Annotated in this window: 15 protein-coding genes; 2 read left to right on the forward strand and 13 right to left on the reverse strand. The window is 37.4% G+C overall.

Annotation, left to right across the window (positions count from 1 at the left end; all coding sequences use genetic code 11):
- Window positions 1-30: 30 nt before the first annotated feature.
- The 13 genes from cutC to yddG form a co-directional block, all read right to left on the reverse strand.
- Window positions 31-3,462, reverse strand: coding sequence for a choline trimethylamine-lyase (gene cutC, locus JEP71_RS14850; RefSeq protein ID WP_198626486.1), 3,432 nt, complete (start codon window positions 3,460-3,462; stop codon window positions 31-33).
- Between the two features lie 56 nt (window positions 3,463-3,518).
- Window positions 3,519-4,667 carry a 1-propanol dehydrogenase PduQ gene (locus JEP71_RS14855; RefSeq protein ID WP_198620597.1) on the reverse strand — a complete coding sequence of 383 codons (1,149 nt, stop codon included), beginning with the start codon at window positions 4,665-4,667 and terminating at the stop codon, window positions 3,519-3,521.
- A 7-nt stretch (window positions 4,668-4,674) separates the two neighbouring features.
- On the reverse strand, window positions 4,675-4,938 hold the full coding sequence (locus JEP71_RS14860; protein WP_064721253.1) for a EutN/CcmL family microcompartment protein: 264 nt from the start codon (window positions 4,936-4,938) through the stop codon (window positions 4,675-4,677).
- Window positions 4,939-4,964: 26 nt separating this feature from the next.
- Entirely contained in the window at window positions 4,965-6,632 is a 1,668-nt protein-coding gene (locus tag JEP71_RS14865) for an acetaldehyde dehydrogenase (acetylating) (protein ID WP_198626487.1), read from the reverse strand.
- Window positions 6,633-6,705: 73 nt separating this feature from the next.
- Window positions 6,706-6,984, reverse strand: a complete 279-nt coding sequence (locus tag JEP71_RS14870; protein WP_006536328.1) for a BMC domain-containing protein — start codon at window positions 6,982-6,984, stop codon at window positions 6,706-6,708.
- 14 nt (window positions 6,985-6,998) lie between these two features.
- A complete protein-coding gene (locus JEP71_RS14875; protein WP_006536329.1) occupies window positions 6,999-7,283 on the reverse strand; it encodes a BMC domain-containing protein in 285 nt (94 codons plus the stop codon).
- A 20-nt stretch (window positions 7,284-7,303) separates the two neighbouring features.
- Window positions 7,304-7,582 carry a BMC domain-containing protein gene (locus tag JEP71_RS14880; RefSeq protein WP_004249182.1) on the reverse strand — a complete coding sequence of 93 codons (279 nt, stop codon included), beginning with the start codon at window positions 7,580-7,582 and terminating at the stop codon, window positions 7,304-7,306.
- Between the two features lie 664 nt (window positions 7,583-8,246).
- Window positions 8,247-8,765 (reverse strand): FidL-like protein, encoded by a 519-nt coding sequence (locus JEP71_RS14885; RefSeq protein WP_006536331.1) that lies wholly within the window; start codon window positions 8,763-8,765, stop codon window positions 8,247-8,249.
- On the reverse strand, window positions 8,765-9,625 hold the full coding sequence (locus tag JEP71_RS14890; protein WP_198620599.1) for a transcriptional regulator: 861 nt from the start codon (window positions 9,623-9,625) through the stop codon (window positions 8,765-8,767). Before JEP71_RS14890 ends, JEP71_RS14885 begins: the two co-directional genes overlap by 1 nt.
- Window positions 9,626-9,651: 26 nt before the next feature.
- Window positions 9,652-10,239, reverse strand: coding sequence for a TetR/AcrR family transcriptional regulator (locus tag JEP71_RS14895; RefSeq protein ID WP_198626488.1), 588 nt, complete (start codon window positions 10,237-10,239; stop codon window positions 9,652-9,654).
- A gap of 272 nt (window positions 10,240-10,511) precedes the next feature.
- On the reverse strand, window positions 10,512-11,894 hold the full coding sequence (locus JEP71_RS14900; protein ID WP_198626489.1) for a protein-tyrosine phosphatase family protein: 1,383 nt from the start codon (window positions 11,892-11,894) through the stop codon (window positions 10,512-10,514).
- A gap of 107 nt (window positions 11,895-12,001) precedes the next feature.
- Window positions 12,002-13,276 (reverse strand): bifunctional O-acetylhomoserine aminocarboxypropyltransferase/cysteine synthase, encoded by a 1,275-nt coding sequence (locus JEP71_RS14905; RefSeq protein WP_198626490.1) that lies wholly within the window; start codon window positions 13,274-13,276, stop codon window positions 12,002-12,004.
- Between the two features lie 211 nt (window positions 13,277-13,487).
- Entirely contained in the window at window positions 13,488-14,402 is a 915-nt protein-coding gene (gene yddG / locus JEP71_RS14910; RefSeq protein WP_198626491.1) for an aromatic amino acid DMT transporter YddG, read from the reverse strand.
- 874 nt (window positions 14,403-15,276) lie between these two features.
- Between yddG and JEP71_RS14915 the strand changes: the two genes are divergently transcribed.
- Together JEP71_RS14915 and JEP71_RS14920 are read left to right on the forward strand one after the other, a co-directional pair.
- Window positions 15,277-15,816, forward strand: a complete 540-nt coding sequence (locus tag JEP71_RS14915) for a fimbrial protein (RefSeq protein WP_109373220.1) — start codon at window positions 15,277-15,279, stop codon at window positions 15,814-15,816.
- A gap of 98 nt (window positions 15,817-15,914) precedes the next feature.
- A complete protein-coding gene (locus JEP71_RS14920; protein WP_198626492.1) occupies window positions 15,915-16,595 on the forward strand; it encodes a fimbrial biogenesis chaperone in 681 nt (226 codons plus the stop codon).

The raw sequence follows: 16,595 nt of genomic DNA on the forward strand, positions 1-16,595 counted from the left end.
GGATAGCCTGTGCCATCCCTATGGCTATGATTAGAATTTCTCAATCACAGTACGACTGATAATTTCATCCTGAACTTCTTTACATAATTCAACGAAGTAAGCACTGTAACCTGCAACGCGAACAATCAAATCGCGGTATTTTTCAGGCTCTAATTGCGCTTTTTTCAGTACTTCATTATCAACATAGCTAAATTGCATCTGACCGTTACCCAGAATTGAAGCCGTTCTTAATAAGGTAATTAAACCTTGGCGTCCTTCATTGGTATCTAATAAACCTTTCAGGAATTTGAAGTTATGAACCATACCGATATTCATGGTTTCAACATTCATCTTACTGATTGATTTGATAATCGCTGTTGGGCCATGTTTATCTGCGCCTTGTGTTGGGCTGATACCATCTGACAATGGTTTCCATGCAAAACGACCATTTGGAGTCGCTGCGGTTAACTCACCAATTGGCGTGTTATTAGAGATAGACAGCGTACCGTGGCTCAGAGTGGAATAGAGCATTTTGTATTTACGGCATTCACGCTCAGTCCATTCCGTAATATCCAGCGCATATTGGTCAACAACATCGTCGTCGTTACCAAATTTCGGTGCATTTAAGCAGTCACGTAATAACTCATCATGACCTTCAAAGTTAGCTAATAGCGCATCACGAATTTGCTCTAAGGTGTATTTCTTATCTTCATAAACAAGTTTGCGAATAGCCGCCATTGAGTCCACATAAGTCGCTAAACCTGAGAAAATCAGACCTGGGCCATGGTTAACCATCGCACCACCCGCAGTGACGTCTTTACCTTGTTCCATACAGCCTTCAACCAGCAGAGACATTAATGGTTTCGGTGCAACATCGCGGTGAACACGTTGGCTGATCACCGTACCGATTGCCGATAAACGAACGATATGTGCCACTTGCTCTTTTACAGCGCGGTCGAAATCTTCATAAGTACGCAGGTCGCGTAAATCGCCTGTATCTAAACCTTGATAGCTATCAAACAGCACCATACGACCACGGTTTAATACAAATTCAATTGCGATAGGCCATTGGGTATAACCTGTTGATGTCCACTGATAAATACGACCTGATTTTTGTGGCTCAACACAACCCATCAAGCAGTAGTCTCGTGCATCTTCAAAGTCGAAGCCTTTACGCAGCATCATCTTGATATGAGAATCATCGAAGTGACAGGCTGGGAAACCCATACCCGCTTTTACTACATCAACGATTTTTTCCATATATTGCTGTGGTGATTGGTTATGAATACGACATGCGAGTGATGGTTGATACACTTTCACAAAGCGCACAGCATCCATAATCAAGTAAGTTAAATCGTTACATGCATCGCCACCAGAGCGTTTTTGTCCACCGATAGTTAAGTTGATAAATGGTTGATAACCTGCAAAATATTTCGCACCTAACTCACTCGACATCCACATTAATTCAGCACATTTGATGATAAAGGCTTGCATCATTTCCAGTGCTTGTTCACGCGTTAAACGCCCTGATTTGATATCGTTTTCATACATTGGGAAGCAGTATTGGTCTAAACGACCTAAAGAAAGACCTGTTTGGTTTTCTTCTACTTCAAACAATGACTCAACTGTCCAAATACTTTGCAATGCTTCTTGTAGCGTTTTTGGTGGGTTAGCGGGTACATTTTCGTTGACTTGAGCAATCGTCAGTAACTCTTCACGACGTTGTGGATCACGCTCTTTTGATGCTAATTCACGCGCATGTTCTGCAATGCGATGTGCGTAAGCAATGACACCTTCACAACTTTCAATAGATGCTTTGTAGAAGTAGATACGGTCGATATCAGCAGGGTTTTCCATGCTTAATTCAGCCAGTTTGGCTTGCGCATCGGCTTTAATACCGTTCATACCTTTAGTGAAAAGCAGTACGTCATAACCAGGACAAGTATCGCCACCACCATTAATTTGGTGATAAGAAAGGTCACTGACAAAGGTTTCACCACTAAATTCCCACACACCCGCTTCACGATATTGTGCTTCGCAGATCTCATCTAAAGAACGACCTTCCCAGAATGGAACAATCTCTTCGCGAATAACTTTTTTGTCTTCTTCTGAAATTTGGAATGGATCTTGTGGACGTGTACTCATGGTATCGAGTTCATCACGAACCCATCGCCATGCGATATCAGGAGAGAAAGCACCAGCACGCGCTTTTCCACAAGGATGTCCCACAATCAGCTCTTCATCTTGAATTAAGATAGGTGCGGTTTCACATGCGCGACGGAAAGCTTTAGCGCGCAGTAAAATTGGTGGTAAACCCGGGTTATTACGGACAATTTCAGTAAATGCTAATGCTCTATAAATAGAGACACTTGGGCGTGCTTCTAAATAGCGATTACGTAAGCGTTGTAAGCGAGGCGTTAAACCTTCCATTACTTTGAATTCGCCCGCATCAGCACTTGGTGCTGCAACAAAATTTGCAGAAGGTGCAGCGTATTGAGGTTGTGAATTCACACGGCCATTATATAAACGCACTTGCAGTGAGCTGTGTAAGGTTGACAGATTAGCGCGAGCTGATAACAGCATCTCTGACAGTTCGTTGATGCTGACTCGTGGATCGTTAATATCCACACCCTGTGTCATTGCATCAAACATTGGGTAACCATCAACTTCTTTGGTTGCGCGCACTTCTGAAAGCTCCGCTAATTTCAGCCATACGCTTTCAACAATTTCATAGGCTTGTGCTTGCGTTAAGCGACCTTGGTCAATATCACGTTGATAGAATGGATATAACGCTTTATCAAATCCCATTGGGTTGATTGCGTAACTACCATTTTCCAGATGTAAAACTAATTGCAGTAAATAGAATACTTGAACCGCTTCTTTAAAGGTTTCTGCTGGTTTTGCAGGGACTTTACGTAATACAGTCGCACTATCTAATAATTCAGCTTTACGGTATGGGTTATCTTCCATTGCTGCTAAATTCTCTGCTTTTGCAGACAGAATTTGTGCGAAATACAGTGCTGCATCACATGCATAAATAGCTGATTTACAGTAATTAGCTTCGTCCATACTGCTACGATTTACGGCACTACCAATACTTCTAATTCTGTCTTCAAGCTGTGCTTTAATTGCTAAGAAACCTTGGTTTACCACCAGCATATAATCAGGTGATGCAACGCTATTATTAATACTTAAGAAACGGTAGATAGAATCACTACGCACTTCTTCTTCAGAGTGAAAAATCGCACCGCGTGGTGTTGATGACTGGCTGCCGATAATCAGTTCATCTTGTGCAATATAGCTTGGAAAATGGCGGATAAACTCATAAAAACGCTGTGCAGGTTTAATCGCTTGAGGAACACCTGCAATGCTGTTGTCTAATGAATCAAAAATTGTCGCACGCTCTGTACTGATTGAGCTATTACGTGAAACTAAACGTTCTGCCAGCATTTTTACGCGTGGCGTCAAAGAATATTTGGCCATGTGAGGCTCTCCTGATGTTCTTTACTTGACCTAATCGGTATTAATTCGGTTGAGCATTAACTGTGTGATACACCGGCAAATGCCTGACGATACAATGTTTCTAATTGGTGTGTGTTCACGTCACGCGGATTTGTCGGCGTACAGCTATCTCGTAAAGCCTGTCCGACCATTTCCATTAAACGGGCATAAAAGTCCGCTTCACTGACACCGGTATCGCGAATACTCTTCGGCATACCCATTTCATCTTTCAATACATTAATGGCGACGATTAAACTGGTTACCCCTTCTCTTACGGTGCTAGCCGGAAGCCCTAAGCTTTGAGCAAGATAGGCGTAACGTTTTGCTGCTTCACTATTACAATCACCATGAAGATTGGCGTTAAAGGCGACAACATGTGTCATCAATAACGCATTTGCACGACCGTGAGGAACGTGGAATACACCGCCTAATGCGTGGGCAAGACTGTGAGTAATACCCAGCGAAGCGTTAGTAAATGCCATGCCTGCAATACAAGATGCGTTATGCATTTTTTCGCGAGCCATTAAGTTGTCACCTTGATGGTGGCAATCAATAAGATGACCAAAGACTAACTTGACGGCTTTCTCTGCCATCGCATCAGAGAAATCAGATGCAGCTTTAGAAACATAAGCTTCTAGCGCATGACAAAGGACATCCATACCTGTATCAGCGGTAATGGCAGGTGGTACAGATTTCACCAACTCAGGATCGAGAATGGCGACATCAGGCAACATAAACTCATCAACCAAGACCAGTTTTTCACTGCGTGATTTGATCACTGAAAAAGAGGTCACTTCAGAGCCCGTGCCACTTGTGGTTGGGATCGCAATAAATTGTGGTTTTGTTCTGTTGCTCTCTTTACGGGTATGCCAGAGGGAGTACATAACGGCTTTCGCGGCATCGATAACAGACCCACCACCGAGTGCGATAACCAAGTCTGGATAGTTGGCATCCATCATTTTCATACCACTGACAATGGCTGAAATATCAGGATCAGATGCCACATCATCATAGACTTGAAACTCGATACCTCGTTGCATTAACTTATCAGTGACTTTATTTGCAAAGCCAAACTTCACCATTGCTTTATCTGTCACCACAAATGCGCGGCGGGCAGTTAACCCAGAGAGAAAATCCAGTGCATTGGCGCCAAACTGAATTTTGGGTTTTATCAGAAACTCACTCATGTCGTTATTACTCCTTACTGTCCCGATAAACCTTCTCAACAATGGCAACCACTGACATCGCCTTGTAACGATCTTTGTTCAGTGCAAAGTATTCTTCAGCCAACACAACATCGTTGATACCTGCACCTACACTGTCCACTGCAACATACGTTTTGTTTTTCAGTGGTTTAAGCTCATCATCTAAAGTGGCTATCATTAATAAATTGCTACCTTTAAGTTCTGGGCTTTTTTGTGTCGCTACTACGTGTCCGATTACCTTTGCGAGGATCATGGTTTATATCGCCTTATATCAATGAGTTATTTACTCAGACGTCCGAGAACTTCCTTGATAATGCGTTCCACGTTTTCTTCGGTAATATCACCTTGTTCAATCACTTGCTGCGCACAAGCACTGACCGTCGTTGCATAAGGAGATGCACCAAAGCGATCATCACCTTGAGTTTGACGTTGTGCAGTGGCACATTCAGCATGAACAGGGGTTAAAAAAGGTGAACGAAAACGGTCATCATCAAGAATGCTGGTCTGGTGATTTGCGCTAGAAACAGCACAAGCAGAAACAGCAACTTGAGTAGCTTCTTGTGCTAAAGGACAAGGTTGTTTCAACTCTTCAACGGTACGCACGCCATAACCTACTTTACGAATATTCAGTAGATTCATTGGGCCAACGTTGTCAGAGCTAGAACCACCACCAACAGCACCGCAACCTAAAGTAAGTGCAGGAGTAATATTGGTTGTTGCTCCGATACCGCCTAATGCCGCAGGGGTATTAATCAGAATACGGTTAACGGGTTTTTCTAAAGAGAACTGACGAATAACATCTTCATTTTTAGTATGAATAACTAAGGTATGACCTAAACCTTCGTTAGTCAGTAATTGCACCACACGATCGCACGCTGATTTCCAATCTTCTTCGATATACATTCCTAAGATTGGGCATAGTTTTTCGCGTGAATACGGATTTTTTGGTGAAACAGTATCTTGTAATGCGATTAATACACGCGTATTTGCGGGTACGCTAAAGCCCGCACGTTGGCTTAAATAAATCGCATCTTTACCCACAACGGCTGGGTTAATCGTACCGTTAGCACGCAGTAACATTGAAGCCACTTTTGTTGCTTCTTCGTCATTCATAAAGTAAGCACCTTGCGCTAATAACTCGCGGTGAACTTCGTTATAAATGCAACGTTCTACGATAATGGATTGCTCTGATGCGCAGATAACTCCGTTATCGAATGTTTTACTGGTGATGATATCGCTCACTGCTTTTTTGATATCCGCACTACGTTCGATAAATGCAGGACCATTACCTGGGCCGCCACTGATGGTTGGCGTACCAGATGCATAAGCTGCACGCACCATACCTTCACCACCAGTCGCTAAAATCAATGACACATCTTTGCTGTGCATTAATTCTTTTGTCGCTTCCAGAGTCAGTAATGTCACACCATCAACAATACCTGCTGGCGCACCAGCTTCTAGCGCCGCTTTTTTAACAATTTCTAACGCACGGAAACTACACTGTTTTGCATTTGGATGTGGAGAGAAAATAATCGCATTACCCGCTTTCAGTGCAATTAGGGTTTTATAGATAATGGTTGATGTTGGGTTAGTTGAAGGGACTAACGCCGTGATAACACCTAAAGGCACGCCAACATCCATGACTTTTTTCACTTTATCGTCATTGATAATGCCAACGGTCTTCATGTCTTTCATATGTTCATACACACGCAATGACGCGAAGGTATTCTTCAGCACTTTGTCTTCCCACTTACCAAAGCCTGTTTCTTCGTTCGCCATTTTCGCCAACTCTTCTGCATGACGAGCGGCTTCAAATGCAATGTGTTTTACAATACTGTCGATTTTTTCCTGCGAAAACTTAGCATAAACAAGTTGTGCATTTTTCGCGTTACGAACTAGCTCACGAGCCAGTTGTCTGGATTGCAAATCTTTATCTAATGCAACCATGTCTTCCCCCATACAGGAGTTAAAAAATTTAGCTGAATAACTTATTTCTTTGCTTTACAGCACGCCTGAGTAATCAGGCTTTGTGCTGTTGTGCGATTTTCTCGATATCGTTATGCGGTCTTGCAATAACACGAGAAGTCACGACGGTGCCGATACGTTTCGCCGCTTCAACACCTGACTCAACCGCTGCATTGACTGCACCGACATCGCCTTTCACCATCGCTGTCACTAAACCTGAACCGACGTTTTCATAACCAATCAGTTCAACATTGGCTGCTTTACACATTGCATCAGCAGCTTCAATGCAAGCGACAAGACCTTTGGTTTCAACTAGACCTAGTGCTTCTTTCATATTTATTTCCTTCGTTATTCAGTCACTTTGTACTGGGCAACGATTTTTTGAATATCGTTATGTGGACGAGCGATGACTAATGAAGTCACAACCGTACCAACACGTTGAGCAGCTTCTAAGCCAGATTCCACAGCGGCTTTAACGGCACCTACATCACCTTTCACCATTGCAGTTACTAAACCTGAACCCACATTTTCGTAGCCGATTAACTCAACATTTGCCGCTTTACACATCGCGTCAGCTGCTTCAATACAAGCAACCAGCCCTTGAGTTTCAATAAGTCCTAATGCATCACCCATACGTTCTCCTAAGGCAGAAACTATGCCTTGTGTTTGATAACAATCTTGTTGATGTCATTGTGAGGACGAGCAATCACGAGCGATGTAACAACTTCACCCACGCGTTGTGCTGACTCCACACCTGAATCCACTGCAGCTTTCACTGCGCCTACGTCGCCTTTCACCATCGCAGTCACGAGACCTGAACCCACATTTTCATAGCCAATAAGTTCAACGTTCGCGGCTTTACACATAGCGTCAGCGGCTTCAATACATGCCACCAGACCTTTGGTTTCGATCAGACCTAATGCATCACCCATTTTCATTTCCTCCGAGAAGCCGTTTAACGGTTTACGTTTGCCCATTGTGTCTGCGTGGTGATTTTTTAAACGCAGACGTTGGTTTCAAAATCACTATAACGCGCAAAAAAGAAAACAAAATATAAATCCATGATATGAACACATATAGAATTTAACTCTGCTATTTAGCGTTATTTATGCCTCTATTTATCTTTTCATACTGTTAATTTCATTTTTTCATCGTTATAAAATTATTGAATTTCATAAAAAATAGATTAAAAAACAGGCAAATTAACTTTGTTAGAAGGATGTTGAAAAGGTGCAAAAAGCCAGTACATATCGACGGGAAAGATGTGCGGAATATCACTGATATTTGAACGTGAGATCAATAATTGAAAAAGGCTAAATAGAGTCTATATACAAATCGTGCTATTTTTTTGTTGATAACGTATTTATCAAAATTAAACCTTTACTACGGTGTATAAAAAATAAAGATGGGTACTCTTTACTATAAATGTCATGTAGACAATCGGTTCAAATTAAGGAATAAGCAAAAGAGCTAAAATCAGGAATGTGTGAGAAAAGAAGATTAATTAAGGGGATGGGATATATTGAGTTTTAGATAAACAAAAAGGCGGCTATATAGAGGCCACCTTGCAAAAATAAGATCAGATAATCAGGGCAATTAATCGAATTTACTACCCGGCTTTAAGGTACAAATATAGAGTGGTGAATTGAGCGAACTTAAAAGTAATGTTTTCTCATTTAGCTTCTGTGCATTAATAAATAACCCATCATGACTGTCTGACATTTCACGCATAAAATAGTCAAAAATCACATCAGGTGATTCATCAATTGATGATGCACTAGCATCCCATTGGCTAACAAAATAGTGACGTTCAGTCGGTGAAACACGCTTAGTTGTATAATCAAATTTCACATAGCGTTGTAAATACAACCACCCTGCTTTTGAGGTGGTATAACCTTCAACGACAATTGACCCTTTACCATTGGCACCAAATGAAAAATGAATATTACCATTTACATTTTCATCTTCCATATTTTCAAAACGCATAATGCCTTTGGTTGAGCAAACCATGACACCTTCATTTTTAATGGTTAATAATCTTGTTGCGGCATAAGTGGCGACCAAGATAAAAATCAGGGCCGATAAAAAACATAAAAGTTTCCCTGAGATTTTCATTAGTATTTCCAAGAATAGTAAAAGTAATTATCGCAATAACTAAATGGGTTATCTTCGTTCTTTGCACAATGTGCTAAAAATACCCGCCCTAATCCATTTGTTTGTAATTTATCACCATAAAAGAAAACAAATCGCTCGCCTTTTACACACTGTAAATTAAGCTTCTTTCTTACCGCATCAAAATTGCGAACATAATTATCACTTACTGCAGAATTAATCATGGCTTCATTAGAAAGTAATTCACAATCATTGTGTGTTAATGGTGTTAGTGAAATTGGCTTTGATTGATGTTGGTTAAAAAAGATGATCACCGCAAGAAATATTGTACCTAATAAAAAACCAATGCTGGCTAAATACCAGCAAATTTCAGGTTTCTGTGTTTTTTGGGGCGCTTCTTCTTGCGTAGACTCTAAAGGTATTTGAGTTTGCGTTAAAGATAAAGGTGTCGTTGTTTCAACAGCGACTTGATTTTCATCTTTAACTAAAATAGGCGTTTCTTCATTCGTTTGAATTGAAGGTAATAACGTTGAATCATCAATCAGTTCAACTGAAATATCTGGATTAAATTCTAATCGTCCTTTCGCAATGGTAACAATGATATTTTCAATACCATAATGGCGAAATGTTTTTCGTAATAAACTCAAATATTGGTTTAAATTACTGTTTGATGAAACTAATCCGTTATCATCCCAAACCCGTTTTAATACTTCATCACGATTAACAACTCCAGGGTGCTGAATAAAATAAAAGAGTAACGCATTTGCGGTAATAGAAAGATGTGTATCAACACTCTCTTTTTCTAACGATATCGCGCCATCCGTTGCGTCGTAATAAATTAAGGCATTTATTTTGTATTTCATTGTGCCCTCATTCATCCTGATTAAAATTACTGATTTGCTGTGTTTGCCATATAGTCAAATGTCATTTCAGATAATCGTCTAACTAATGCACTACGCTCTTCTTGTGAAATCGTAGGGCCTTCTGTTAATTCAGATAACCAAAGACCATCGGCAGCATAACGAATTAAAGTCCCTAAATAACTATTATCTAATTTATCGCCTTTGGCTAAATGTTCTAACATCCAATCTCGCCAGCATTTGCGCATAATAGGTTCATTTGGCATGGCTAAAGACAATATGGCTAATTGGCGACTTTCGTCTGACTGTTTTAAATCAGAAATATAAGTTAAATATGCGCGAGAAAAACGCCCCGCTTCAATAGGATCATTGTCCATAATAACGGCAATACGGCTATCCATAATACCTAATAAACGTTTAAAGACCGCGTGCACCAACTCTAGCTTTCCGGGGAAATGATGAAGTAGCCCACCTTTACTCACTCCCGCTTCTTTTGCTACGGCATTTAAAGAAAGAGACGCTATACCTTCATTAGCCACAATAATACTTGCCGCTTCCAATAATTGTTCTTGAACTCGGATAGGATCTTTTTTTCGGTGATGCGCAGTTGTATTCATACATAGGATGATACCGACCAGTCGGTATGTTCCTTATTGATCGAAATCAATCCCTTTTAGACTCAAGTCGATTAATTATAAATATTGTAGTTCACTTCACACTCCCTTATTTATTTAACTATATTATTTTTGAAAATATAAAATAAAAATATAAATATTGATTTCATCTTTATATTTATAAATTTGAGATAATAACAATTTGACTATTATCAACAAACAATAAACCATTAAAAATATTTACTTATTACTTGTCAATTTTACCCATTATTTTACTATTTAACCAAAGGAATACCTTTAGCCAAAGCATAAGCAGCAAGTTCAATAAGGATCTCAGGACTATTAAGCATGTGAGGGCTTCTATCAGCTTTTAATTGATGAATAATATCCTCTAATGATTGGTTATTTTCCCCACTATTATTTATAGTATCCATTATCTCCTTTATAACAAAGAACTCACTTGTTCTATTCATTCCATCAGTTCCATGAATAAGGAAGTTATAGTTGTCTGTCTCTAACTTTTCTTTTTCTATAAACTTAATCGTGTTTTCTAAGATAAAAGGATCCATTAATGTTCCAGCTCTCCAATTATTTATATGAACAAATTTAATATACTTTTCTTTATCTCGATCGCTTACATTATTAGTATATAATTCAAAATTTATAATAGGATAATTATCATACATCTCACTTTGTTTTTTTTCATAACTATTTCCTATTACAGCCACATCATTATTATTCATAAAATAATCAAAATACTTAAAATATTTAAATTTACCCCCATCAAGCATAAAAGAATTATTATTAACATTGTTTCTTTCAATTGATTTTATATCATTATAATTAAAAATCTCATTTTTATCAGATAAAATATAGACAACATCAATATTTTCATTTAACAACATTTTTAGATATTGATTTAATTCTTCCTTCGTATGTAATGGATATTCAGATAAAATAGCCTTATTCTCTGAAGGCGTTAATATTTCATTAGCTGGAAAAATTTGAGATGAATTTTTAATTAGTGTATTTTGACAAAATTGACTGTGCTTATTCCTTTGATTATCTACTTGGGTATATTTATCTTTAGGATAAACATAATTATTTAGATTATTAAGCAACTTATTACTTTGCTTACCAATTTCTTTAAGAGTTATATTTTCCAATTTAGATAAAACACTATTATTTATACCATTTAAATTCATTTTCCTCAGTTTTTTTTGATAGAAATTGAGTTTATCTGCCACATTCTCTATAAAATAAGGTAATTTCATTCCATTCATAGATGTATAGTAACTGTCTTGATTTTCTATAACATTTCCTCCATTCTCAAATAAAATATAATCTTTCTTATTTACTTCTCTTTTTTTACCATTCCCTAGCTCTGTATTTTCCTTTAAATCACTACAATTATATTTATCATTGCATTCATAAATGAGATTATCCATATCAACTCTATTATTAATATTTATTTCTTCTTTAATTTTCTTTAACTCTCTAGCAAACAGAATTTCACATTCAGGTTTAAAAGATTTATATTCAACAGAAGTATTTTTTATATCTAAAAGATATTCACCAGAAGGATGAGAATATCCACAATCACAATTTATTTCAGATACTTTTGGTAAAACTTTATTTTCGCCAATAGGTTCTAGCATGATTATTCCTTATTTTAAATAAATCCATTTCACATTCCATAGAAATAAAAAATCTTACCAAGCTTGGTAAGATTTTCATAAGAATAAAATATAAAGTGTTTTTTTATTTAAATACTGGCCATTAATGCCTGCTCTAAATCTGCAAGAATATCGTCAATATGTTCAATACCAATAGATAAACGAATTAAATCACGTGAAACGCCTGCACGTTCTAATTCTTCATCATTTAATTGGCGATGAGTGGTTGATGCTGGATGACATGCTAATGATTTTGCATCACCGATATTCACAAGGCGAACAATGAGTTGCAATGCATCAATAAATTTCGCCCCAGACTCTGCCCCCCCTTTGATCCCAAAAGAGAGAATACCCGCAGGTTTACCTGACATATAACGTACCGCTAAATCATGTTCAGGATGATGAGTTAAGCCCGCATATTTAACCCATGCGACTTGAGGATGACTTTGCAGATATTCTGCCACTTTCTGTGTATTTTCAGTGTGGCGATCCATGCGTAGCGCCAACGTTTCTAACCCTTGTAGAATTAAAAAAGCATTAAATGGCGATAGTGCCGCCCCCGTTCCACGCAAAGGAGCAACACGACATCTTGCTATATAAGCAGCTGCACCAAAATGCTCAACATAATTTACCCCGTGATAAGAAACATCGGGTGTATTTAATATTTCAAAGCGATCTTTATGTTCAGCCCACGGAAATTTACCAGAATCCACAACAATACCGCCAATCGAATTACCGTGACCACCAATATATTTGGTTAACGAATGAATAATAATATCCGCACCATGTTCAAAAGGACGGCACAAATAAGGTGTTGCAACCGTATTATCAACAATTAAAGGCACACCATGACGATGAGCAGCATCTGCTAATGCTTTAATATCAACAATATTCCCACTTGGGTTTGTTATTGTTTCGCAAAATACCGCTTTGGTATTTTCATCAATTAGCGCTTCAAGTGCAGCAATATCATCATGAGGAGCAAAACGCGCTTCAATACCAATTCGTGGAAATGTATGCGCCATTAAATTATATGTGCCGCCATAAAGCTTCGCGACAGAAACAATATTGTCACCCACTTGGGCAATAGTTTGAATAGCGTAAGTAATTGCCGCCATACCTGATGCCACAGCAACAGACGCAATTCCGCCTTCTAATGCCGCAACCCTTTTTTCTAATACGTCATTGGTTGGGTTCATTATTCGGGTATAAATATTTCCAGGTACTTTTAAATCAAATAGATCAGCACCATGTTGCGTATCATCAAACGCATAAGAAGTCGTTTGATAAATAGGCACAGCAACAGCTTTTGTGGTTGGATCAGGTGAATAACCGGCGTGAATAGAAAGTGTCTCAAGTTTCATAGCAATCCCTTTTTATTGCATTTGTTCTTATCGTATTACTTAGATACTAAATCGAAGTAGGATCTTTTAGTCTATAACTAATATAGATAAGCTGATATTCCACCTATCGCATAGTGAAATAATTTCAACTTCGATTAATTAACTGGAAGACGAATAAAATTCACTTCTCAATAAATACGCAATTTGGTTTATATTGAAGCTAATTTTTGTGCTATTTAGCCATTTTAAGTGGTTTCATTCTTTTTTGACGAGTGGCTAACCAGCAAATTAAAGAGCCACCAGTCACCATCATTACGCCTTGCCAAAATGAGAAAGAGAGTGCGGTAGACAATAATATTGATGAGAATGCAGTAGAAATAACGGGAGTAAAATAAGAGAGTGTGGCTAATAAGGTCACATTGCCTCTGATCATGCCGATTGTCCAAGCCGCATTTGCAAGCCCAATAGCCGCACCCGTTATTAATAGTAGTGTGATACTTTTTGTATTCACGATCCACTCTACTGGTGCTGAAAATAGGTATTGTCCCCACAATGCAAGTGACGTTAATAAAAAGAAAGGTACAATGCCGTTATTCCCGCCAGACATAAGGCGAGTTAAATTGCTATAAAACGCCCATAGAATGGCACCTGAAAACGCCAATATATAGCTTAATGGATTGCTTTGAATATTCTTCCATAAACCGTCAATTGTCAGCGGATTATCGCCACTCACAACCCAGACTAATCCACTAAATGCACATAATAATCCGACAATCAGTAAAATAGAGAATCGCTGCTTATTAAGTATTACGGCAAGCGCTAGTGTAAAACTAGGCCATAAATAATTCACCATTCCTAGCTCTATGGCTTGTGTTCTGTCTGTTGCAAATCCCAAAGCTAAAGATAAACAGACTTCATAAGTAACAAATAATAGCCCTCCCCAGAAAAGATAGCGTTTAGGAAAGCGTGATAACTTAGGTACACCTAAAATCAAAATAAGAAAGAGTGTACCTGTGGTATAAATCAGTGCGGCACCCCCTACAGCACCAAAATACTCACTAATATTACGAATTAAGCCAACAATGGTGCTCCAAAGTAGAATGGCAACAATGCCATATAATGTCCCTTTTGATGAGCTAGATATCATTTTTTTGCCTTCGAGTTCAGGATCCGGTCATTAGAACCGATATTAAAACAGAATCAATGTAATTGCTTTAATTACTATCATGCAAAAAATGAAAAACGAATAGGCAAAAATAAAAAGGAAATCTTGAGTAATGAAACATTTTGTTACAATTTATATTGAAAATAAAATATATTGATCCACTCCCCTTGGTTGTAAAAAAAGAGAGAAGAATTATAAATTGTAAAATTATGACATCTAATTTCAAAAAAAAATGAATTAATATTACTTCTATTTTTTTTGAAAAAACAAATTTAAATCTTTTATTTCTGTAAAAAAACATTCTATTTCGTTTCTTTTCCCCTCAATACGTGTAAATTTTTGTTTCACCATGTGAATATTTTTATCATAAAATATATATTATGAAACATAATGTTATACGTATAAACACCTTATCTATTTTGGATGATCATTATTTGACTGCAAAAAATACAATAAATATCAATCAGATAAATTCAAAATTAACATACATTATATAAACTTATGTATTTTTCTATTTCTTAACATTAATTTTTACCTATAGTTAACAGATTATCAGTAGTTTTTAACTATCAAACCCCTCAAAAATGATCGTTTTAAACGATTTCTATAATTTTTCTAGCCCATCTATAATTTTCGTAAATTTGACTTAAGTGCAATATGCATTTTATTCCTGTTTAATTAAATTTTGATCTATCTACTCTTATTTTAATAAGTGTATTAATAATTCTATTTACGCTTCTCAAACCTATTTTAATCACTGTTTCTTCATTTATATAGAAATGATAAGCAGAGTTAAATATAGCTTATTTTATTAAGCTAAAAACAAAGATATATATTGAAAATATAGGAACAATGAATGAAAAAGTTATTATTATCTGCAATTATTACTTCAACAATGGCAGTCATGGCTGCACCTGCACTAGCAGCAACTACCACCACTGTAAATGGTGGTTCTGTTAACTTCGAAGGTTCTGTTGTTAATGCAGCTTGTGGTGTTGATAGTAGCTCATCAAACCAAACTGTTCGCTTAGGTCAATTCCGTGTTGCTGAATTTGCAGCGAAAGGTGATGAAACAGGCCGTATTCCTTTTAGTATCAAATTAAATAATTGTGATACTACAGTATCAACTAATGCTGCAATTACCTTCAACGGTACGGCTTCTAGTGGTGATGCAAATGCGTTTGCATTACAAGGTGCTGATGCGGCAGAAAATATTGCCTTAAAAATCACTGATTCTACTAGTGCCATTGTTGCGCCAAACCAAGCTTCTACAACTCAAAAACTAATTGATGGTGAAAACCAATTAAATTACAACGCCTCCCTTATTTCGACTGAAGATGCGGTTAAGGCAGGTAGCGCAAACGTTACCACAAACTTTATGGTGACTTACTCTTAATTGCTTTATGACTTTTGATTGATGTCTTATTGCCAGGGACGGCATATTTTTCTATCAAAATATTATTGCGATATCTTCATTACTTGATAATTTTTATTATGAAAAAGACACTTATTTTCCTTATTACGTTTTTATTTCCGTTATTTTCTTATTCTAATGGCGTTTCATTAGGTGCAACACGTATTGTTTATAATTCCAATATTAAACAAACGAATCTTGTAGTAACTAACTCAGATAAAGAAAATAGTTTTTTAATTCAATCTTGGGTTTCAGATATCGAAGGAAATAAAACAGCTGACTTTATTGTTACACCTCCTTTATATATTCTTGATGCTAATAAAGAAAATGCATTAAGAATTATGTATGTCGGTAAATCATTACCAAAAGATAAAGAAAGTTTATTTTGGATGAATGTAAAAGTTATACCTTCATTACAAGAAGGGCTTGATAAAGAAAATACCATGCAAATTGCAATACAAAGTCGAATTAAATTATTTTATCGCCCAAGTATTTTACCAGCTTATAGTGAAAAATTTGCTAATGAAATTAAGTTTTCTTATCAAAATGGTGAGCTTATTGCCACTAATCCAACGCCTTATTATATTACGATGGTGAATCTAGCCGCGGCAGGTAGTCAACTTCCATCAAGTATCATGCTCAATCCTTTATCCCAATTAACATTGGGAAAAATAAATAGAAATGAAAATACAATTTCATTCCAAACAATTAATGATTACGGCGCACAGACCCCAGTATTAAAAAAAGAAATTACTCATTAA

This window comes from Proteus sp. PR00224 (genome assembly GCF_016238105.1).
Lineage (GTDB): Bacteria > Pseudomonadota > Gammaproteobacteria > Enterobacterales > Enterobacteriaceae > Proteus.